Raw genomic sequence first — 20611 nt, forward strand, 5'->3', positions numbered from 1 at the left:
ACAACCCAAGCCTTGGTCATCTTGGCTCGAAAGCTTGCCCGCGTGGCTTTCGCCCTGATGAAAAATCAGGGCGAATACATCACCAGAGCTATGAAATTGGCTTGCCCATAACCATAGAATCTCCCACAGGGCCCCGTACAAACCGTGGGGATTGAGTTGTGTCAGGCAAAGCCGCCGGGCACTCAGCGGGCGTTGCGGCCCATGCGACAGGCAATTTCGAAGGCCTGGCGGGTGGCACCGACATTGGCCTTGCCCTGCCCTGCGATGTCGAAGGCAGTACCGTGGGCTGGGGTGGTGATGGCGATCGGCAGGCCGCCCTGTACGGTGACGCCGCGCGAGAAGCCCATCAGCTTGATGGCGATCTGGCCTTGGTCGTGATACATGGTCACCACCGCATCGAACGCCTTGGCATCGCCCTGCACCTTGAGGAAGATGGTGTCGCCAGGATACGGGCCATCGGCATCGATGCCCTGCTCACGCGCCCGCTGCACAGCCGGGCCGATAATGTCCAACTCTTCACGGCCAAAGCTGCCGTTGTCGCCATTGTGCGGGTTCAGGCCGCACACCCCGATACGCGGGCGGACGAGACCGCTGCGTTTGAGCGCGGTGTCGATCAAGCCAATCGCTTCGAGCACTCGCTGCTGGCTGAGCAGGCCCGGCACCTCGGCCAGGGCCACGTGCGAGGTAACCCGCGAGGTCCACAACGCATCGAGCACGTTGAACTCGCAGAACGGCCCGGTGAAGTCCAGGTGCTCGGCAAACCAGTGCAGCTCGTCACTGTGGCCCATGCCTGCCAGGTGCAGCGAGGTCTTGTTCAGTGGCCCGAACAGTATCGCGTCGGTATTGCCTGACTGGGTTAGCTCGAGCGCCACGGCCAAGGTATCCAGGCTGTAGCGCCCGCCAATCACACTGGCTTCGCTGCGCGCAAAGGCGCCCTGGGCCTGGCCGCGATACGGGTAGAGCAACGGCGTGTCATCGGCGAAGTCCAGGGTCTGCAACGAGTCGACCCGCCGATAGGGGAACTCGCAACCGGCGATCTGCATACCGCGGCGCACTTCGTCCTCATCGGCGATCAACACCACATGCGCCTGGCTGCGTACCTGCGCTTCGGCCAGCAGCCGGGCGATCAGCTCGGGGCCGATACCGGCCGGGTCGCCGAGCACCATGGCCAGGCGTGGAAGGGTTTGCTTGCTCATACGGGAGTCCTCATGTCGGGCGATAGCTGGGCATGGCGCAGGGTGTCGGGCACAGTGCGGTAGATCCGCCGTGCATTGCGCAGAAAAAGTTGTTCCTGGGTGGTAGACGGCAAGTCGGCAACGATGCGCTTGAAGCCGCGGTAGATATCATCGAAGCTGCCGCACAGGCCATCGACCGGGAAGTTGCTGGCGAACATCGCCCGTTCGCTGCCGAACAGGGCGATGACCTGGCGCACGATCCAGGCGTTGTCCTCGACGCGCCACGGCTTGCCGGCCTGGCCAATGCCGGAGATCTTCACCGCGACGTTGTCGCAACGGGCGAAGCGCGCCATGGCCGCCTGCCAGTCGGCCAGGCCCTGGGCGCTGCGATCGGACGGCAGCCCGGCATGATTGAGAATCAGCAAGGTATTGGGGAAATCCCGCGCCAGGCGCGCCGCCTCGTCGAGGTTCCACCACGGCGTCTGCAGGTCGAAGTGCAGACCATGGCGACCCAGCTCGGCGTAGCCACGGCGCCACTGCTCATCGCTCATCAAGCTGTGCGAACGGCCGACCTGGTCGGGCTGGGTGGGCCCACCCGGTTTGTGCCGAACGCTGCGTACCCGCGCAAAGCCCGCTTGGGCTGCCAGCACCTGCGGGGCATCGTCGGCATCCAGCCAGGCCTGGGCAACCACCGCATTGGGCGTGCCGTAGCGGGCAGCCAGAGCATGGATGAAGCGGGACTCGCCGATGGGGTCGTTTGGGTCCCACTCCGTTTCCACGTACACCGTCTCGACCACCTGGTGCTCGCCCGCATCGGCAAAATAATCCTGCGGGAAGTAACGGCGCTTGAGCGCGCTGTAGTCGCCGTAGCGAAACGGGATATTGGCACTCGCCGCCAACCACGGATGCGGGTTGTTCACGGGGTCCCAGAAATGATGGTGGGCATCGACGATTGGCCCGTCGTACAACTCAGCCATGGTTAACCTCGGTCTTGTCCAGAGCGATCAACAACGTGCCGACGATGAACAGCGCCGAACACAGGGCAAAGAAGCCGAGCACCGCCGGGTAACCGCCCAGGTGCTGCAGCAGAACGCCAACCAGAATCGGCACGACGATGCCGCCCAGGCTGCCGGCGAGGTTCATCACGCCGCCGATCAGGCCTACCCGCGAGGGCGCGGCGAGCAACGCTGGGAAGCTCCAGTAGAGGCTGCCCCACATGAGGAAGAACGCCGTCAGCGACAGCAGCGCTACAGCGGCATAGGCATTGCTCAGGCCAGGCAGCAGGAGTAACGCGCACAGCGCCACCAGGCCGGAAAAGGTCAGTAGCCCCTTGGCCGCCAGGCCTCGGCGCACGCCCTTGCGGATCAGCATGTCGCACAGGAAGCCGCCGACCAGCGAACCCAGCGCACCGCACAGGAAGATGATGAAGGTGGCAGCGCCGATGCCTTTGATATCAAAACCGCGGGCATGGGCCAGATAGCTCGGCCCCCAGGTCAACAGGCCGAAGAACACCATGGCCCAACTGGCGCGCCCGAGCAGGATGCCGGTCAGCGAACGTGGCGCGATGCCCAGGCCTTTAGCCTGTTGCTGCGCCGCTTCAGCGGCTGGTACGGCGCGCCCACCATTGATTTGCTCAAGCTCGGCGGCATTGACCGAGGCATGTTCGGCGGGGTTGTCGCGCAAGTAGTGCCAAGCCAGCCAGGCCATGGCCAGGGTGGCGATGCCGGCGACGAAAAAGGCGATGCGCCAGGAGCCGAGCACAACAATCAGGTAGGCAATGATCAGCCCGCCAAGCGCAGCCCCCAGCGGGCCGCCGCAGTCCATCAGCACGGCGCCGCGGCTGCGCTCGCTGGGGCCGAGCCAGAGCGAATTGAGTTTGCCGCCGGAGGGAAACAACGGCGCCTCCGCAGCGCCCAGCGCCACCCGCGCGAACATCAGTGACAACCCGCCCGTGGCGAATGCCGCGAGGGTCTGGAAAGCCCCCCATAAACCCGTTGACCAGCCGATCACCCGGCGCGGACCAAAGCGGTCGATCAACCAGCCGCCAGGGATCTGCAACAACGCATAGGCCCAGAAGAAACTGCTCAGAATCAGCCCTTGCATGCTCGGCGAAAGTTCGAATTCGGCGGCAATGGTGGGCATGGCGATCGACAGCGAAACACGGTCGATCAAGTTGATCACCGTCAGTGCAAAGATGATGGCGAAGATGCGCCAGCGCACGTTGCTGGCCTTCAGCGCGACTGCTTTATCGGCTGAACGCGCAGCTTGCAGCACAGCCGTTTGTGCCTGAGCCATAGGAGCTACCTCTGCTTGTTATTGTTGTGATCCGGTCGTTGCCGGCACAGCGACTATGGCCGGCGCAACGATAACCGTCTAATCAAAGCTGCTCATACAGCCATTGCCTGAGGTTATCGCTCAGCTATAACCCAGGGCTATCGATGTATGCCTAACTTTGAATAGACGCTTATCGGTTCCCTTCGCACACTGCGGCTACCCATAACAAAGACAACAAGAGGTCACCCATGCGATACGCCTACGCGCGTCACCTGTCGTCGTTCCTGGCCACCTGCGCCCTGCTCAGCGCCCCCGCCCTGCCCGCCCTCGCCGAGGCCTGGAAACCCCAGAAGAACGTGGAGATCGTGGTCGCCGGCGGCCCGGGCGGCGGCACCGATCAACTGGCCCGGCTGATCCAGTCGGCGATCAGCCAGCATCAGCTGCTGGACGTCAATACCGTGGTGCTCAACAAAGGTGGCGGCAACGGCGCCGAAGCCTTTCTCGACATGAAGCTGGCCCAGGGCGATGCGCACAAACTGGTGATCGGCACCAACAATGTGTACCTGTTGCCGCTGGTGGCCAAGCTCGGCTACCAGTGGACCGACCTCACGCCAGTGGCAGCGGTGGCCGAGGACGACTTCATTCTCTGGACCTATCAGGATGCACCCTGGGCCGATGCCGCAGCGTTCAAAGGCGCGTTGGCTGATGGCGGCAAGCTGCGCTTTGGTGGCAGCCAGTCGAAAGATGTCGACCAGACCCTGGCCCTGCTGATCGGCAAGCAGGTCGGCAGCAAGCTCACCTACATCCCGTTCAAGAGCGGCAGCGAGGCTTCGATCCAGTTGGCCGGCAAGCACATCGCGGCCAACCTCAACAACCCCGCCGAAAGCCTCAGCCAATGGCGTGGCGGCCAGGTCAGGCCGCTGTGCGTGTTCAGCCACGAACGCATGATCTACCAGGAAAAGGTCACCGCCGAGCAGTCCTGGGCCGACATCCCCACCTGCCATGAGCAGGGCCTGGGCATCGATCAGTACCGCTTCCCGCGCACGGTGTTCCTGCCGGGAGCGATCAGCGAGGCGCAACGCAGTTTCTATGTCGAACTGCTGCGCAAGGTCAGCCAGACCCCGGAGTTCAAGGCCTATATCGAGCGTTCGGCCCTGGCACCGACCTTCCTTGAGGGGCAGGCGTTGGTCAGCTACATCGAACAGGACCGTGAGCGGGTCATCCCGCTGTTCCAGGATGCCGGCTGGCTGCGCCAGTGAACCTTGCAAGGGAGAGCACCATGTCCAGCCCCTCAGACACACCGCTGGTTGCCACCCGCTGGGTGGAAACCGGCCTTGCCCTGTTCACCGGCGCATTGGGCGCCATCCTCATGCACGGCAGCCTGGCGATCGGCATCGGCTGGGGCGATGCCGGCCCCGAGGCCGGCTACTTCCCCTTCTACATCGGCCTGCTGCTGAGCTGCGCCAGCCTCGGCAATCTGCTGCTGGCATTGCTGCGCCGCCCAGCGGTTGCTGAATCCTTCGTCGGCCGCCAGGCGTTTCGCCAGGTGCTGGCGGTGTTCCTGCCGATCGTGGGCTTTGTCGCCGCCATACCGTTCACCGGTATCTACCTGGCCTCGATCCTGTTCATCGCCTGGTTCATGTGGCGCGCACGGCGCGCAGGTCAGGGCCATCGCTGGCTGACCATGGTGCTGGTGTCCTGCGGCGCCGCACTGGCCAGCTACCTGATCTTCGCGTTGTGGTTCAAGGTGCCGCTGCCAGCTGGCCTGCTGGGTGACGTGGCCAATGTGCTGGGAGGGCTGCGACCATGAGTGAAATCGACTCGTTGATGCAAGGCATGAGCCTGATCCTCAGCGCACATCACCTAGGCCTGATGGTGGTCGGCGTGCTGCTGGGGATTCTGGTCGGCGTGCTGCCTGGGCTGGGCGCACCGAATGGCGTGGCGCTGCTGCTGCCGCTGACCTTCACCATGGAGCCGGTGTCGGCGATCATCCTGCTGTCGTGCATGTACTGGGGGGCGTTGTTCGGCGGCTCGATCACCTCGATCCTGTTCAACATACCCGGCGAACCGTCGTCGGTGGCGACCACCTTCGACGGCTACCCGATGGCGCGCAACGGCCAGGCCGGCGAAGCGCTGACCGCCGCGTTCACCTCGGCGCTGCTCGGCGCGCTGGTCGGGGTGTTGCTGCTGACCTTCCTGTCGACCCATATCGCCCGCTTCGCCTTGCAGTTCAGCTCACCGGAGTTCTTTGCCGTCTATCTGCTGGCGTTCTGCACTTTCATCGGCCTGAGCAAGAACCCACCGCTCAAGACCCTGGTAGCGATGATGATCGGCTTCGGCATGGCCGCCGTCGGCATGGACACCGTGTCCGGCGAACTGCGCCTGACCTTCGAGCAACCCTGGCTGCTCTCGGGGCTCAGCTTCGAGGTGGCGGTGATCGGCCTGTTCGGCATCGGCGAAATCCTCTGCACGGTGGAGGAAGGGCTGGTGTTTCGTGGTGAGCGGGCGCGCATCACGCCGATGGTGATCCTGCGCACCTGGGCCAAGCTGCCGCGCTACTGGCTGACCTGGCTGCGCAGTGCGCTGGTCGGTTGCTGGATGGGCGTCACCCCAGGCGGGCCGACCGCCGCCTCGTTCATGAGCTACAGCCTGGCGCGGCGCTTCTCGAAAAACCGCGAGCGCTTTGGCAGTGGCGAGGTGGAAGGGGTGATCGCCCCGGAAACCGCCGACCACAGCGCCGGCACCAGCGCCTTGCTACCGATGTTGACGCTGGGCATCCCCGGCTCGGCAACCGCCGCGGTGATGCTCGGTGGCCTGATGATCTGGGGGCTGCATCCAGGGCCGACACTGTTCGTCGAACAGCACGACTTCGTCTGGGGGCTGATCGCCAGCATGTACCTGGGCAACGTCGTCAGCCTGATCGTGGTGCTGGCCACGGTGCCATTGTTCGCCTCGATCCTGCGCATCCCGTTCTCGATCATCGCGCCGATCATCATCATGGTCTGCGCCATCGGTGCCTACTCGGTGCACAACTCGATGACCGACGTCGGCCTGATGCTGATCTTCGGTGCGCTGGGCTACCTGTTCAAGAAACTCGGCTATCCGATCGCCCCGCTGGTGCTGGCAGCGGTGCTGGGTGACAAGGCCGAGGACGCCTTCCGCCAGTCGATGCTGTTCTCCGACGGGCAGTTGGCGATCTTCTGGTCCAACCCGCTGGTGGCCAGCCTGACCAGCGCGGCTCTGGTGATGCTGTTCTGGCCGCTGCTGGCCAAGGCCATCGCCAGTCTACGCAGCGTGCTCGGGCGCAAGCTGGCCCGGCGCCCGGCATAACCTTGCAGTCACCACCGCCTTGAGGGCGCGCCTGCCCCGCGGCGGTGGCGCCCTCCTCCATTTCTTGTCAATCTTGGCCTCCCCTATGCCCACGAGCCAGACCATGTCCCGCATCCCCGACGCCAACATCATCCACAGCCGGCTGCGCCTGCGGCAACTGCGCCTGATGCTGGCCCTGGACGAACTCGGCTCGCTGCGCCGCGCCGCCGAAGAGATCGGCATGACCCAACCGGCCGCCACCAAGATGCTCCACGAAGCCGAGGACCTGCTCGGCGTCGAGTTGTTCGAACGCCTGGCCCGCGGCATGCGCGCAACGCCGTTCGGCGAAACACTGATCTACTACGCGCGGATGATCTTCGCCGAGCTGTCGGGCATGCGCGAGGAAATGGTCGCGCTGGAATCGGGCAACCTCGGCCGGGTCACCATCGGCGCCATTCCAGCGCTGGCCTCAGGCTTGCTGACGCGCACCATCGCCACCCTCAAGCAGAGCCACCCACGGCTGTCGATGAGCCTGCAGGTGGACACCAGCGATGTCTTGGTCCAGGCCCTGCAACAGGACCAGCTGGATGTGGTGCTGGGGCGCATCCCGAGCAATGCGCGTACCGACGACTTGCAGTTCGACAGCCTCGGCGAAGAGGAGCTGTGCGTGATCACCGGCGCCCAGCACCCGCTGGCCAAGGTGAAAAAGATCGCCTGGACCGAGCTGCAGGAAATGACCTGGGTGCTGCAACAGCATCCAAGCCCGATGCGCACCATCGTCAACCAGGCGTTCCACAATGCCCGGATCGACTTGCCTAGCAGCATCGTCGAGACCACCTCGATCATGACCTTGCTGTCGTTGCTGCAGCAGACCGACATGATTGGCATCACCCCGCGCTCGGTGGTCGACGACTACCCAGGGCGGCACTTGCTGGCGGTGCTGCCGATCCAGCTTGAGCCGCGCCTGCCGCCTTATGGGTTGATTACCCGGCGCAATCGCGTGCAGTCGTCAGCGATGCAGACGTTCATGGCGGCGGTGCGGGCTGAGCAAGGGCGTTCGACCTGATCTTGGTTCAGGCCAGGCACCACTTAGGGTCATCTTCACAGGCAACGTCCGCCGCGCTCTGTTTTGAGGCATTTTCAATAATGCCCAAGGCGTGGCAAAGCCGGCGACGCCCGGCCATTGGCCAGTAATCCACTCAATAGGTCCGCTTTTTTGATAGCAAACAGCGCACATCGGCTGTTTGTTGCACGTTCTGCACTTATCACCCCTGCCCCAAGCGTTTCGGCATCGTCATTGCAGTGCTGACTTGCAGCGCCCTGCAATAGCGCCGCCGACGATAAGAATGCCGACTAGACGTGGCAAGGAGTGGGTATGTCCCGAGCGTTTTTCAATGAAATGTATGAGGCTAACGGAAGTTGCCGCCCACATTATCAAGCCTTCGCCCGCTGGCTGGCGAACACCCCACTGGAGCTGCTGGAGCAACGTCGGCGCGAGGCCGACTTGCTGTTTCATCGTGCCGGTATCACTTTCACGCTGTACGGCGACAAGCAAGACACCGAACGCCTGATCCCGTTCGACATCATCCCCCGCAGCATCCGCGCCAGCGAGTGGCGCACCGTTGAGCGCGGCTGCATCCAGCGGGTACAGGCGCTGAACCTGTTCCTGCAGGACATCTACCACGACCAGCGCATCCTCAAGGCCGGCATCATCCCGCCTGAGCAGGTGCTGGCCAACGAGGGCTACCAGGTCGCCATGCAGGGCCTGCATCTGCATCGCGGCCTCTATGCGCATATCACCGGGGTCGACCTGGTTCGCGACAGCGATGGCACCTACTACGTGCTGGAGGACAACCTGCGCACCCCCAGCGGGGTCAGCTACATGCTCGAAGACCGCAAGATGATGATGCGCCTGTTCCCCGAGCTGTTCGCCGCCCAGCGCATCGCGCCCATCGACCACTACCCCAACCTGCTGCTCGACACACTCAAGAGCGCCAGCCCGCTGGACAACCCTACCGCAGTAGTGCTCACCCCGGGGCGCTTCAACAGCGCCTACTTCGAGCATGCGTTCCTGGCCCGCGAGATGGGCATCGAGCTGGTCGAAGGCGCCGACCTGTTCGTGCGCGACGACCATGTCTACATGCGCACCACAGCCGGGCCCCAGCAAGTGGACGTGATCTATCGGCGACTGGACGATGAGTACCTCGACCCCTTGTCGTTCAACCCCGACTCGATGCTCGGCGTACCCGGGCTGATTGCCGTGTACCGGGCAGGCAACGTGATCCTGGCCAATGCCGCCGGCACCGGGGTCGCCGACGACAAGTCGATCTATCCCTATGTCGACGAGATGATCCGCTTCTACCTCAGCGAGGAGCCGATTCTGCGCAACGTGCCCACCTGGCAATGCCGCAAGCCGCAGGACCTGTCCCACGTGCTGGCGCACTTGCCGCAGTTGGTGGTCAAGGAGACGCAGGGCTCCGGTGGCTATGGCATGTTGGTCGGGCCGGCGGCGAGCGCTGCGCAGATCGAGGATTTTCGGGCCCGCATCAAGGCCCGCCCGCACGCCTACATCGCCCAGCCCACGCTGTGCTTGTCGACCTGCCCGACCTTCGTCGAAAACGGCATCGCGCCACGCCACATCGACCTGCGCCCGTTCGTCCTGTCGGGCAGCGAAACCCGCCTGGTGCCGGGCGGCCTGACCCGGGTCGCCTTGCAAGAAGGCTCGCTGGTGGTCAACTCGTCGCAGGGCGGCGGCACCAAGGACACCTGGGTGGTGGAGGACTGACCGATGCTCTCAAGAACCGCTTCCGATCTGTACTGGATGTCCCGTTACCTGGAACGCGCCGAGAACCTTGCGCGCATGCTCGAGGTCAGCTATTCGCTGTCGCTGATGCCCCAGGCCGGGCGTAGCGATGGCCACGCCGAGCTGGCCATGTCGCTGCTAGCCTCCGGCACCCTGGACGACTACATCCGGCGGCATACCGAGCTCGACACCGAGCGCATGCTGCACTTCTTCGCGCTCGATGCGACCAACCCCAGCAGCATCTACTGCTGCCTGCAGGCCGCCCGAACCAACGCCCATGCCGTGCGTGGCCGGATCACCGCCGACATGTGGGAAAACATCAACGCCACCTGGATCGAAATGCGCAATATTGCCAGCAATGGCCTGGGGCGCTACGGCATCAGCCAGTTCTGCGATTGGGTCAAGGAACGCTCGCACCTGTTCCGTGGCGCGACCTCCGGCACCATCATGCGCAACGACGCCTACAGCTTCATCCGCCTGGGCACCTTCCTCGAACGGGCGGACAACACCCTGCGCCTGCTCGATGCGCGCTACGAGATGTTCGGGGAAGCCTCCGAGGAAGTCAGCGACGACTCCGCCCGCGGCTACTACCAATGGAGCGCCTTGTTGCGCGCGCTGACCTCGTATGAAGCCTTCAATGAAATCTACCGCGCCCCACCCAGCGCCCGTCCGGTGTCCGAACTGCTGTTGCTGCGGGTGGACGTGCCCCGTTCGTTGCACGCCTGTATCGAAGAGCTCGACCTGATCCTCGCAGGGTTGCCTGGCAGCACCGGGCGCGCCGCCCAGCGCATGGCCGCCGAACTCAATGCCCGCCTGCGCTACACCGCAATCGATGAAATCCTCGAAGCCGGCCTGCACCTGTGGCTGAGCGATTTCATCGAGCGCATCAACCGGCTCGGCCAAAGCGTGCATAACTCCTATCTGGAGGTCGTATGAAACTGTCCATTCGCCACGACACCACCTACAGCTACGCCAGCGACGTGCGCAACAGCATCCAGTTTCTGCGCCTGACCCCGCGCAGCAGTGAGCGCCAGCGCATTCTCGAATGGCAGCTGGACCTGCCCTGCAAGGTCAACAGCCAGATCGACCCCTATGGCAACATCCTGCATGTGCTGACCCTGGACAAACCCCATGGCCACCTCGCCCTCACGGCCAGTGGCCGGGTGGAGATCGACCCGGATTGCGAATGGGAGGCTGGCAGTCAGTCGCCCTTGCCGTTTCTGCGCAGCAGCCACCTGACCCAAGCCTGCGATGCCCTCAAAGCCTTCGCGGTGCAGCACTGCGGCGAGCAGCGCGACCGGGCCGCACTGACCGCGCTGATGCAGGCCTTGGCCGAGCACATGCCGTATAGCCCGGGGGCGACTTCGGTGGGCACTACGGCCATCGAGGCCTTTGCTGGCGCTGCCGGGGTCTGCCAGGACCATACCCATGCGTTTCTGGCCTGCGCACGCAGCCTGGGTATCCCGGCACGCTATGTCTCCGGTTATCTGTGCACCGAGGACCAAGACCACCTGGCCAGCCACGCCTGGGCCGAAGCCTGGGTTGACCAGGCCTGGTACAGCTTCGACATCACCAACCGGCTGACCCGACCGGAACGGCACCTGAAGCTGGCGATTGGCCTGGACTATCTCGATGCCTGCCCGGTCAGGGGCGTACGCCGTGGTGGCGGGGTCGAATCGATGATGGCCAACGTCCAGGTGCAGCGCCAATAACCCTCTGTCGCTGCACAAACAGATCCCGTCGCATCGAGCGCGGCGGGATCATCCAATCCAGATAACAAGGGAAACAGCATGACGTACTGCGTCGCTATGCACTTGGCGGACGGGCTGGTTTTCATCAGCGACTCACGCACCAATGCAGGCATCGACCAGATCTCCACCTTTGGCAAACTGTTCGTGTTCAGCGTGCCGGGCGATCGGCTGATCGTGCTACAAACCGCTGGCAATCTGGCCACCTCGCAATCGGTGATCAACCTGCTCGAACAACGGACCCGCGCCACTGGCAGTCACCTGCTGAATGTCGCCACGCTCTATGACGCCACGGTACTGGTCGCCGAAACCCTGCGTGAAGTTGTGCTGCGCGATCGCAGCGTACTGACCGAGGAGATCGAGCTGAGCAGCTCGTTCATCGTCGGCGGGCAGATCGCAGGCGCGCCGATGGGCATCTACAACGTCTACGCGCAGGGCAATTTTTTCCAGGCCACGCCAGACACGCCGTTCCTGCAACTGGGCGAGAGCAAGTACGGCAGGCCGATTCTCGATCGTAACCTCAGCTATTGCACACCGCTGGATGAGGCGCTTCGCTGCGGCCTGATCTCGTTTGACTCCACTATCCGCAGCAACCTCTCGGTGGGCATGCCACTGGATCTGCTGGTGTATCGCAAAGACCGCTTGCAGGTAATGGAGCGCTTGCGCATTACCAGCGACGACCCTTACTACCGGCAAATTCGCCAGCAATGGAGCGATGGCTTGAAACAGCTGCTAGCCGAGCTGCCCCCTCCGCCACGCGACTACCTGGCAGAGTGATGCGTTCAAGGCTGCGCCTTGAACGCGGTCATGTCCTGCAAAAGCATGCTCAATAAACGACTGGCGCCGACGCTCAACTGCCGGCCCAGGCGGCTGATCAAGTGGGTTTCCGGGGAGCTGAACACTTCGCTTTGCAGCGCCAGGGCGACCAGATGGCCGCTGCGAATCTCTTCTTCCATGACGAAAGTTGGCATCAAGGTCACCCCGCCGTACATCGAAAAGCGCTTGAGCATGGCGAAGGTGCCGCAGGTCAGCGTTGGCTTGAGGGTGATGCCCAGGCGATGCTCGGCCAGGGTGACGATCTGGCGAATGCCGTAGGACACCTCTGGCAGCGCCAAACGATAGTTGTCCAGGCCCTTGAGCGGTAGCGGCGCGGTTTCCTTGGCCAGCGGGTGATCGGGGCTGACGGCCACGCACACCGGTTGCTGGGTGTGGGCATGGGAGCGAATCTTCGGATCGCCTGGCGGGTTGAACACCAGGCCCAGATGCGCTTCGTCCTCGACCACCTGGCGAATCACTTCATTGGTGCCGCACACGTTCACCTGCAGGTCGATGCGCGGATATAGCTCGGAAAACCGGCTAAGCGGCGCCGCCAAGCCATCGATGAAGCCCTCGCCCGCCGCCAGCACCACAGAACCGCTCTGCAAGCCGCGCAGCGCCTGCAGCGAATCGAGCAACACTTCCTGCTGCGACAGGCGCTGACGGTAGTAATGCAGCACCCGATCGCCCGCCTCCGTGGGCTTGACCCCACGCCGATGCCGTTCCAGCAGCGGGCTACCGAGTTCCTGTTCGAGCTGGGCGATCTGCCGGCTGACCGCCGACGGCGCCACGTCCAGGTAATCGGCGGCGGCGCGCACGCTGCCCAGCTTGACGGCCTCGAAGAAGTAAAGAATGCGGCGATCCTGGACGACGCTCATAAGGCTCCTGTGTGTTGCGCTAAAGGCAACAGAATTTCATTTCAGTGATTATTGCTGCGATCACAGAGGGCTGTCCATACTCGACCCATCAGCCCAGGGCGACGTCGGCAGCGCTTGCACACCGGCCCGACGGGGTTGCTTCACCCAATGCGGGCACATATTCGAGGATGAGTATCTCCATGACTTTGAAAGTAGGTGTGATCGGGCTTGGCAACATGGGCCGTGGCATGGCCGCGACCCTGGCGGGGAAAGGCTTTGACGTGAGTGGTTTCGACCTGTCGGGCGCAGCCCTGGCCCAGGCGGAAAACCTCGGGGTGAAATCGGTCGGCGTATGCGCCGAGCTGATCCCGGCGGTCGATGTGCTGATCCTGTCGCTGCCTAAAGCGGAACACGTCGAAGCCGTGTGCCTGGGTTATGACGGCATCCTCGAGCTGGGCCGTGCCGGCCTGGTGGTGATCGACACCACCACTTCTACCCCCGAGACCAGCCGCAAGGTGGCCGCGGCCCTGCGCGAGCAGCGCATCGGTTTTATCGACGCACCGGTCTCCGGCGGCCCCAAAGGCGCTGCCACTGGCACCATGTCGATGGTGATCGGGGCCGAACCTGGCGACCTCGCCAAGGCCACGCCGGTGCTTGAAGCCATGAGCGGCACCCGCGTGCATATCGGCAGTGTCGGCGCCGGCAACGTTGCCAAGATCGCCAACAACATGCTCGCCGCCGCGCACCTGATCAGCACCGCCGAAGCCGTCAGCATGGCGGCCAAGGCCGGCGTCGATCCCGAGAAACTGCTGCAAGGCCTGAACGCCGGCTCCGGCCGTAGCGGCGCCAGCCAGGTGATGTTCCCGACCTGGGTACTGAACAAGGCCTATGACTCAGGCTTCACCATGGGCCTGATGCGCAAGGACGTCGGCTTGGCCAGCGACCTGACCGCCAGCCTGGACCTTGACCTGCCACTGTCGCGCCTGGTCGCGCAACTGTGGCAACAGAGCAGCCAGACCCTGCCTGATTCCGACGATTTCTGCTGCATCGTGCAGCGCACCGACAACGCTTTGTTTGGCCGTGGGGAATAACCGATGAGCACTGAAACAATCAGCCAACTGATGCGCCCGTTCTGGGGCGATCGGCAAGTGATCGCCAGCTACGTGGGCGGTGAGTTCATCGAAGGTCATGGCCAAGCGGTAGAGGTGCGCAACGCCCACGACGATAGCCTCATGCTGAGCTTCCCTGACGCTGACGAGGCCTTGGTAGCGCAGGCAGACAGCGCCGCCAAGGCCGCCCAGCAACAATGGTGGGGCATGACCGGCCAGGCGCGCGGGCGCGCCATGTACCAGATCGGCGCACTGATTCGCCAACACGCCGACAACCTGGCACTGATCGAATCGCTGACCGCCAACAAGCCGATACGCGACGCCAAGGTCGAAGTGGCCAAAGTCGCCGAGATGTTCGAATACTACGCCGGCTGGGCCGACAAGCTGCATGGCGAAGTGATCCCGGTGCCAACCTCGCACCTCAACTACGTGACCTACGAACCACTGGGCACCGTGCTGCAGATCACCCCGTGGAACGCACCGATCTTCACCTGCGGCTGGCAGATCGCCCCGGCGATTGCCGCCGGTAACGCAGTCATCCTCAAGCCATCGGAACTGACCCCGCTGTCCTCGCTGGTGGTCGCAGTGCTGATCGAACGTGCTGGCGTGCCCAAGGGCCTGGTCAACGTGGTGGCCGGCTACGGCCACAGCATCGGCCAGCAATTGATCGCCAAGGCCGATATTCGCAAGGTGGTGTTCGTCGGCTCGCCTGCTACTGGCCGCCACATCGCCGTCGCGGCGGCGCAGCGCTGCATCCCTGCGGTACTGGAGTTGGGCGGCAAGTCGGCCAATATCGTCTTCGCCGACGCTGACCTTGAGGTCGCCCTGCGCGGCGCCCAGGCGGCGATTTTCTCCGGTGCCGGGCAAAGCTGCGTATCTGGGTCGCGCCTGCTGGTACAAGCGTCGATCTTCGACAAGTTCACCCAGGCCCTGGCCAAGGCGGCCCAGCAGTTCACCGTTGGCGACCCGAGCGACCCACACACCCAGATCGGCCCGATCAACAACGCCAAGCAGTACAACCATGTGAAAAACATGGTCGAACGTGCCTTGGAAGATGGCGCCCGCCTGGTTGGCGAAGGCGCCGAGCCGATCCCGGCCAAGCCTGGCTACTACATCAACCCGACCGTACTGGCGGGCAACAACGCGCTGTACTGCGCCCAGGAAGAAATCTTCGGCCCGGTGGTGGTTGCCATCCCGTTCGAAGACGAAGCCGATGCCATTCGCATCGCCAACGACAGCCGCTTCGGCTTGGCCGGTGGTGTCTGGACCCGCGACGTAGGCCGTGCCCACCGCGTGGCCAAACAGGTGCGCGCCGGTACCTTCTGGATCAACGGCTACAAGACCATCCATGTCAGCTCGCCCTTTGGCGGCTACGGTGAAAGCGGTTATGGCCGCTCTTCGGGCCTGGACGCGCTGCGCGAGTACAGCGAAGTGAAAAGCGTCTGGGTGGAAACCGCTGCGGTTCCCGCCGCAAGCTTTGGCTACGGCGCGAGCCTGGAGTAACTAACATGAGCATTTCAGCCAACTTGATCAAAGACGCCACCAGCTGGCGGCGTCAGTTCCACTCGGCGCCGGAGCTGGGCTTTCAGGAAGTGCAGACCAGCGACAAGGTCGCCGAGCTGTTGACCAGCTTCGGCATCGAGGTGCATCGCGGCCTGGGCGGTACCGGCGTGGTCGGTACCCTGCGCAACGGCGAAGGCCCCAGTATCGGCATCCGCGCCGATATGGACGCGCTGCCGATCCAGGAGCTGGGCCAGTGCAGCCACAGCTCCAACCACAAAGGTTGTATGCATGCCTGTGGCCACGATGGGCACACGGCGATCCTGCTGGCCACGGCACGCCACCTGAGCGAAACGCGCAACTTCAGCGGCACCGTGTATTTCGTGTTCCAGCCGGCCGAAGAAAACCTCGGTGGCGCGCAGAAGATGATCGAGGACGGCTTGTTCGAGCGGTTCCCGATGCAGTCGATCTACGGCCTGCACAACTGGCCAGGCGTCCCGGCCGGCAAGGTGCTGGTCAATCCCGGGCCGATGATGGCTTCGCTGGATACCTTCGAGATCACCCTGACCGGCAAAGGCTCCCACGCCGCCATGCCCGACCGCGGCTTTGACCCGATCGTCGCCGCCGCAGAGCTGATCCTGGGCTTGCAGACCATCACCTCGCGGCGCCTGTCGCCACTGGACAGCGCGGTGATCAGCGTGACCCAGGTCAATGCCGGCGAAGCGATCAACGTCATCCCCGAGACCGCCACCCTGCGCGGCACCGTGCGCTGCCTGCAAACGCCGGTACGCGAGAAGGTACAGCAGCTGATTGGCGAGTTCGTCGCACAGATGCCGAGCGCCTTCGGCGTCCACGGCGCGCTGACCTACAATGTCGGCTACCCGGTGACTGAAAACCACGTGCAGCAGGCGCAGATCATCAGCCAGGCCGCGCAGTTGGCGCTGGGTGAAGACAAGGTGCAGTTCGGCTGCCAACCGTCGATGGCCTCGGAAGACTTCGCCTTCATGCTCCAAGCGTGCCCGGGTGCCTATATCTGGATGGGCGTGGACGGCGAGCAGCCATCGGCGGCCCTGCATAACCCGTACTACGATTTCAACGATCAGGTCATCGAGCCAGGCGTTGCCGTGTGGACCGCTTTGGTCGAACAGAACCTGCCGGCTCGCTGAGCCTTCTGCATCAGGGCATGCGGCGCATGCCCTGATGACATCTTCACTATCCCTCCTTGAAGCAACCGAAATTGCTGCGTAGATGCCTGTGCTTTTCGCAGCGTCGGCTGGACCTGCACGTACTCAGATCAACAGCCAGCAAATCACCGAGATCTGGCGCAAGCTAAAGCCAACTTTTGATTGTCTATTTAGTGTTGCTTGACCCGGCCTCTTCGCGGGCAAGCCCGCTCCCACAGGTAGCGCGCTGGCTTCGAGGTCAACGGGGTGCCTGTGGGAGCGGGCTTGCCCGCGAAGAGGCCAGAACATCCACCCTCACACTTTCAACAGATAACACCAGCCCAGGCGCCGCCACCCACTGCGCGACTTCAGCAGGGAAAGCGTGGCAACCTTCTAACCATTAACACGCAACACTTCTGGCCGCAGACCTTGGTATCGAGCATCGCCAGCAATTGGCAAATGGCAGATAGCAAAACGGCCGACAAAAGTCGGCCGTTAAGGTAGCCCGCGCACGTGGGCTAGCGGTTAACGCGCTGTCAGTGGAAGAACTCAGCAATCAGCACCGCGCCAATGAAGGTGCCGAAGTTGGCCAGGAACGATACCAGCACAATGCGCCAGCCCAGGCGGCGGAACGCTGGCAGGTCCTTGGCAATCGACAGACCGGCGAACGTCAGCATCGGCGTGATCACCGCCAACATGTTGATCGAGTTGGTCAGGCGGGTCACTTCAGCGGCCCATGGGCACAGCGGCGAAGTCAGGAACATGGCAACCACCGAGACCGTGCACACCGCGGGGATTTTCCGGCCCAGCAGGCTGCACAGCATTTCACCGGCAAACACGGCACCGATCATGATCGCCATGCCGGCGAAAGCTTCTGGCGACAACACCTGGTAGCCGACGTAGTTGGCGATCAGCGCCAGGGCACCTGCGGCAAACCAGGCGCTGACGCGACCGACCCAGCCCAGCTCGTGGCTTTCCAGCGACACGTCGCTGCTGCTTGGACCCTGGTCGATCACCGAGGCCTTGGTGGTGCGGCCGATCAGCGGCTCCAGCACACGGTAGCCCCACACCGCCAGCGGCAGCGAGATGAACAGGGTGAAGTAGGTGCCCAAGGTGGTGGTGATCAGGTTGGCAGCGGCGGCCAGGGCCATGACTTCCTTGGCCACTTCCGGCGTTTGCTGGGCGGCGATGGCACCTGCCGCGGCAGCCATCATGCTGCCCGAACCGATGCCCGAACCCATGGCCAGCGAATTGGGGTGGAAGATCCCCAGGCTGGTGATGAAGCCGGCAACGATAGCGATGAACAGCGCGCCGAACAGGGTACCGGTGAGGTACTCGGCCAGCACGCCACGGCCCTCTGGGGAGTCCATGCCGTAGCGCTCGCCGATGATGGCCAAGCTTGGCTCGCGGCCGACCGAGAAGGTCGCGCCCACTGCTTCACGCTTGATCCCCAGCAGCAATGCGACCGGCAACCCGAGAATCACCGTGCCGACGAAGTGCCCAAATTCCTGAAACACCAGCGCCCAGCCCGAGGCGAATACCACCGGCAGCGAACCGCCGACGACCAGGCCGAGTTTGGCGATGAACACCAGCAGTGCAGGCTGCAAGATGGAGGCAGCGCGCACTTGCGCACCGGTGTCGACGCCGATGGTGCCTGGCATGCGTCGGCTCATGATGCCGATACCGGCGCCGATCAGCAGCGCCCAGACCATCGGCAACAACACCACTTTGCCGGGCCCCAGGGGAATACTGATAGCGCCGATCAGTTCAGCCGCGATCAAGATGATCGCGGCCCAGATGTACAGCTTGACCGTGGCGGAAGTCGCGCTGTTTTCGCGCATGGCGAGTGTGTCGGTGTGTTGCATGTGAGTCCCCTTGCCTGCTGAGCCCCCGGCGACGGCGGCCCAATAGTTGTGTTGTTGTCAGGGAGCACCTTTCGGTGCCCAGGGCAGATCGCAAATCCATGGCAGGCATGGAGGTTGGTTGCTGACGAGCACTTTGTTTTTATCCGACTGTCCGCAGCGATCCCCAGTAAAACCGGGGGCCGCACCGCTGCGAGCGGTACGCAGCCAGTATGGCCAGCAGGTGAACCCACTCCAATATTCTGAAATGCATTTGTTGTTGCCTAAATCAGAACACACAACACTCGTTTATCGCAGGGCAGCTTCCTTCACACCGGCAACTCGGTGGTCAGCTTGATCTTCTCCATGGGCACCTCGGTCTTGACGTTCTGCACCACGCTCAAGCTGGTCAGGTGGGCGATCTGGAACCTGCGATAGGCCTCCAGATCCGCCGCCACTACCCGCAGCAGCAGATCGCAGTCACCGGCCATTACATGGCACTCGACCACTTCCGGCAGTTGCCGCACGGCTTCGACGAACTCATCAGTGGTCTCCTGATCCTGGCGCTTGAGCCAGACGCGGACGAACAAGGTCAGGCCCAGCGCTACCTTGGCCGGGTCCACCAGCGCCACATAGCGCTCGATTACCCCCGCCTCTTCCAGCAAACGCACCCGCCGCAGGCACGGCGAGGCGGAGAGGCCGACTTGTTTGGCCAGTTCCTGGTTTTGCAACCTGCCGTCGCGTTGCAGCGCGCGCAGGATGCGTCGATCGATGGCGTCGAGCTTGATTGACATATAAAACCCATGAATACGATTTAGTGGTAGCAGCTGCCAAATACTCACGTTCTAGGCACTACTACGCAACCCGATTTCAGTGATTCATTGGAATAATTTTCCTCCCTTGGAGGTGACCATGAATACCCTTGAATCCGTACTGAACGATCCCCCCGCAAGTACGCCGCACAGCGAACTGCGCCGTGGTGCGCTGGCTGCCCTGCCCGTCCTGCTGGGTTTCATACCCCTGGCGCTGGTGCTCGGCGCGCAAGCTTCGCAGCATCAGCTCAAGGCCGGCGAAGTGGCGCTGATGACCGGGCTCAATTTCGGCGGTGGCTCGGAGTTCGCCGCCATCGAGCTGTGGACGTCGCCGCCAGCGCTGCTGGTGATTGTCGCCATGACCCTGCTGGTCAACAGCCGCCACCTGCTGATGGGCGCGACCTTGGCGCCACACCTGCGTCACCTGCCCCTGAAGAAGGCGCTCGGCGCGCTGTTCTTCATGTGCGACGAGAGCTGGGCAATGGGCTTGGCCGACGCCCGCCAGCGCGGCGGCTTCAGCCTGCCTTACTTCATGGGCGTGTCGCTGTGCCTGTGGACCACCTGGGTCAGTTTCAGCACCCTCGGCGTACTGCTCGGGCCGCTGCTGGGTGACCTGCACAGCTACGGCTTGGACATGGCCTTCGCGGCGATCTTCCTGGTGCTGCTCAAGGGCATGTGGAAAGGCGTACACGCCGCCCTGCCCTGGTTGTTCAGCCTGATCACGGCGGGGCTGTTCTTCCTGATGATTCCCGGCGGCTGGTATGTGCTCGCGGGCACCCTGGCGGGTTTGCTCAGCGCCTACTTGTGGGCCAAGCCATGATCGATATGACCACCTTGGTGACCATCCTGGGCATGGCCGTGGTGACCTACCTGACCCGCGCACTGGGCTTTGTGCTGTTGCGCAAGCGCACCTTGGGGCCGCAACTGAGCCAGGTGCTCAACGCCGCTCCCGGCTGCGTGCTGATCGCCGTGATCGCGCCCAAATTCGTCTCTGGCCACCCAGCGGACCTGATTGCCCTGGCCCTCACCGGCTACGCCGCTTCACGGTATTCGATCCTGCCGGTGGTGCTGTTCGCCATCGTCGTGACCGCTGCGTTGCGGGCGGCGCTGCCTACCTGAGCAGGTGAGTTGGCTCGCGTGCCAAAACAACCAGGGGATACTCCTCTGGTCAGCGCAACCGGGGCGGCTGCAGCGCCCCGAGCCG

General features: G+C 63.6%; 19 protein-coding genes and 1 pseudogene. 14 read left to right on the plus strand and 6 right to left on the minus strand.

What is annotated here, in order from left to right; all coding sequences use genetic code 11:
• A pseudogene (locus AAZU54_RS01935) lies at window positions 1–111 on the plus strand (IS110 family transposase); the annotation flags it as partial.
• A gap of 71 nt (window positions 112–182) precedes the next feature.
• Here AAZU54_RS01935 and AAZU54_RS01940 read toward each other — a convergent pair.
• Genes AAZU54_RS01940 through AAZU54_RS01950 form a run of 3 tightly spaced genes read right to left on the minus strand, consistent with a single transcriptional unit; the run spans window position 183 to window position 3470 of the window.
• A complete protein-coding gene (locus AAZU54_RS01940) occupies window positions 183–1196 on the minus strand; it encodes a 4-hydroxythreonine-4-phosphate dehydrogenase PdxA (protein WP_434726438.1) in 1014 nt (337 codons plus the stop codon).
• Window positions 1193–2152 (minus strand): amidohydrolase family protein, encoded by a 960-nt coding sequence (locus tag AAZU54_RS01945; protein ID WP_434726439.1) that lies wholly within the window; start codon window positions 2150–2152, stop codon window positions 1193–1195. Before AAZU54_RS01945 ends, AAZU54_RS01940 begins: the two co-directional genes overlap by 4 nt.
• The gene (locus AAZU54_RS01950; protein WP_434726440.1) at window positions 2145–3470 is read right to left on the minus strand and encodes an MFS transporter; all 1326 of its coding nucleotides are present in this window, start codon (window positions 3468–3470) and stop codon (window positions 2145–2147) included. Before AAZU54_RS01950 ends, AAZU54_RS01945 begins: the two co-directional genes overlap by 8 nt.
• Before the next feature lie 227 nt (window positions 3471–3697).
• Between AAZU54_RS01950 and AAZU54_RS01955 the strand changes: the two genes are divergently transcribed.
• The 8 genes from AAZU54_RS01955 to AAZU54_RS01990 all read left to right on the plus strand — a co-directional run bounded on the left by AAZU54_RS01955 (window position 3698) and on the right by AAZU54_RS01990 (window position 12086).
• The gene (locus tag AAZU54_RS01955; RefSeq protein ID WP_186553341.1) at window positions 3698–4708 is read left to right on the plus strand and encodes a tripartite tricarboxylate transporter substrate binding protein; all 1011 of its coding nucleotides are present in this window, start codon (window positions 3698–3700) and stop codon (window positions 4706–4708) included.
• Between the two features lie 20 nt (window positions 4709–4728).
• On the plus strand, window positions 4729–5259 hold the full coding sequence (locus AAZU54_RS01960; protein ID WP_186553342.1) for a tripartite tricarboxylate transporter TctB family protein: 531 nt from the start codon (window positions 4729–4731) through the stop codon (window positions 5257–5259).
• Window positions 5256–6779 (plus strand): tripartite tricarboxylate transporter permease, encoded by a 1524-nt coding sequence (locus AAZU54_RS01965; protein ID WP_404689766.1) that lies wholly within the window; start codon window positions 5256–5258, stop codon window positions 6777–6779. Before AAZU54_RS01960 ends, AAZU54_RS01965 begins: the two co-directional genes overlap by 4 nt.
• 103 nt (window positions 6780–6882) lie before the next feature.
• On the plus strand, window positions 6883–7824 hold the full coding sequence (locus AAZU54_RS01970) for a LysR family transcriptional regulator (protein ID WP_186553344.1): 942 nt from the start codon (window positions 6883–6885) through the stop codon (window positions 7822–7824).
• A 309-nt stretch (window positions 7825–8133) separates the two neighbouring features.
• Window positions 8134–9543 carry a circularly permuted type 2 ATP-grasp protein gene (locus AAZU54_RS01975; protein WP_186553345.1) on the plus strand — a complete coding sequence of 470 codons (1410 nt, stop codon included), beginning with the start codon at window positions 8134–8136 and terminating at the stop codon, window positions 9541–9543.
• A gap of 3 nt (window positions 9544–9546) precedes the next feature.
• Window positions 9547–10497: an alpha-E domain-containing protein gene (locus AAZU54_RS01980; protein WP_264234544.1), complete on the plus strand. Its 951-nt coding sequence runs from the start codon at window positions 9547–9549 to the stop codon at window positions 10495–10497.
• Window positions 10494–11273 carry a transglutaminase family protein gene (locus tag AAZU54_RS01985; protein ID WP_434726441.1) on the plus strand — a complete coding sequence of 260 codons (780 nt, stop codon included), beginning with the start codon at window positions 10494–10496 and terminating at the stop codon, window positions 11271–11273. The genes AAZU54_RS01980 and AAZU54_RS01985 overlap by 4 nt, the downstream gene beginning before the upstream one ends.
• 78 nt (window positions 11274–11351) lie before the next feature.
• A complete protein-coding gene (locus AAZU54_RS01990) occupies window positions 11352–12086 on the plus strand; it encodes a peptidase (RefSeq protein WP_434726442.1) in 735 nt (244 codons plus the stop codon).
• 5 nt (window positions 12087–12091) lie between these two features.
• Here the strand turns inward: AAZU54_RS01990 and AAZU54_RS01995 are convergent, their stop codons facing one another.
• On the minus strand, window positions 12092–13003 hold the full coding sequence (locus AAZU54_RS01995; protein WP_186553349.1) for a LysR family transcriptional regulator: 912 nt from the start codon (window positions 13001–13003) through the stop codon (window positions 12092–12094).
• A 179-nt stretch (window positions 13004–13182) separates the two neighbouring features.
• On the opposite strand from AAZU54_RS01995, the gene AAZU54_RS02000 reads away from it, so the two are divergent.
• Genes AAZU54_RS02000 through AAZU54_RS02010 form a run of 3 tightly spaced genes read left to right on the plus strand, consistent with a single transcriptional unit; the run spans window position 13183 to window position 16757 of the window.
• Window positions 13183–14073 carry an NAD(P)-dependent oxidoreductase gene (locus AAZU54_RS02000; protein ID WP_186553350.1) on the plus strand — a complete coding sequence of 297 codons (891 nt, stop codon included), beginning with the start codon at window positions 13183–13185 and terminating at the stop codon, window positions 14071–14073.
• Window positions 14074–14076: 3 nt separating this feature from the next.
• Window positions 14077–15594 carry an aldehyde dehydrogenase family protein gene (locus AAZU54_RS02005; RefSeq protein WP_312152721.1) on the plus strand — a complete coding sequence of 506 codons (1518 nt, stop codon included), beginning with the start codon at window positions 14077–14079 and terminating at the stop codon, window positions 15592–15594.
• Window positions 15595–15599: 5 nt separating this feature from the next.
• Window positions 15600–16757: a M20 aminoacylase family protein gene (locus tag AAZU54_RS02010; RefSeq protein WP_186553352.1), complete on the plus strand. Its 1158-nt coding sequence runs from the start codon at window positions 15600–15602 to the stop codon at window positions 16755–16757.
• A gap of 533 nt (window positions 16758–17290) precedes the next feature.
• Here the strand turns inward: AAZU54_RS02010 and AAZU54_RS02015 are convergent.
• Both AAZU54_RS02015 and AAZU54_RS02020 read right to left on the minus strand, forming a co-directional pair.
• Window positions 17291–18619, minus strand: a complete 1329-nt coding sequence (locus tag AAZU54_RS02015; protein WP_186553353.1) for a DUF3100 domain-containing protein — start codon at window positions 18617–18619, stop codon at window positions 17291–17293.
• Between the two features lie 305 nt (window positions 18620–18924).
• Window positions 18925–19389, minus strand: a complete 465-nt coding sequence (locus AAZU54_RS02020) for an Lrp/AsnC family transcriptional regulator (RefSeq protein WP_405128881.1) — start codon at window positions 19387–19389, stop codon at window positions 18925–18927.
• Between the two features lie 118 nt (window positions 19390–19507).
• Here AAZU54_RS02020 and AAZU54_RS02025 point away from each other — a divergent pair, with 118 nt between their 5' ends.
• Together AAZU54_RS02025 and AAZU54_RS02030 are read left to right on the plus strand one after the other, a co-directional pair.
• The gene (locus AAZU54_RS02025; protein WP_312152233.1) at window positions 19508–20227 is read left to right on the plus strand and encodes an AzlC family ABC transporter permease; all 720 of its coding nucleotides are present in this window, start codon (window positions 19508–19510) and stop codon (window positions 20225–20227) included.
• Window positions 20224–20526, plus strand: coding sequence for an AzlD family protein (locus tag AAZU54_RS02030; RefSeq protein ID WP_312152232.1), 303 nt, complete (start codon window positions 20224–20226; stop codon window positions 20524–20526). Before AAZU54_RS02025 ends, AAZU54_RS02030 begins: the two co-directional genes overlap by 4 nt.
• Window positions 20527–20611 lie beyond the last annotated feature (85 nt).

Origin of the sequence: Pseudomonas sp. Je.1.5.c (assembly GCF_051129895.1) — a bacterium.
Lineage (GTDB): Bacteria > Pseudomonadota > Gammaproteobacteria > Pseudomonadales > Pseudomonadaceae > Aquipseudomonas > Aquipseudomonas urmiensis.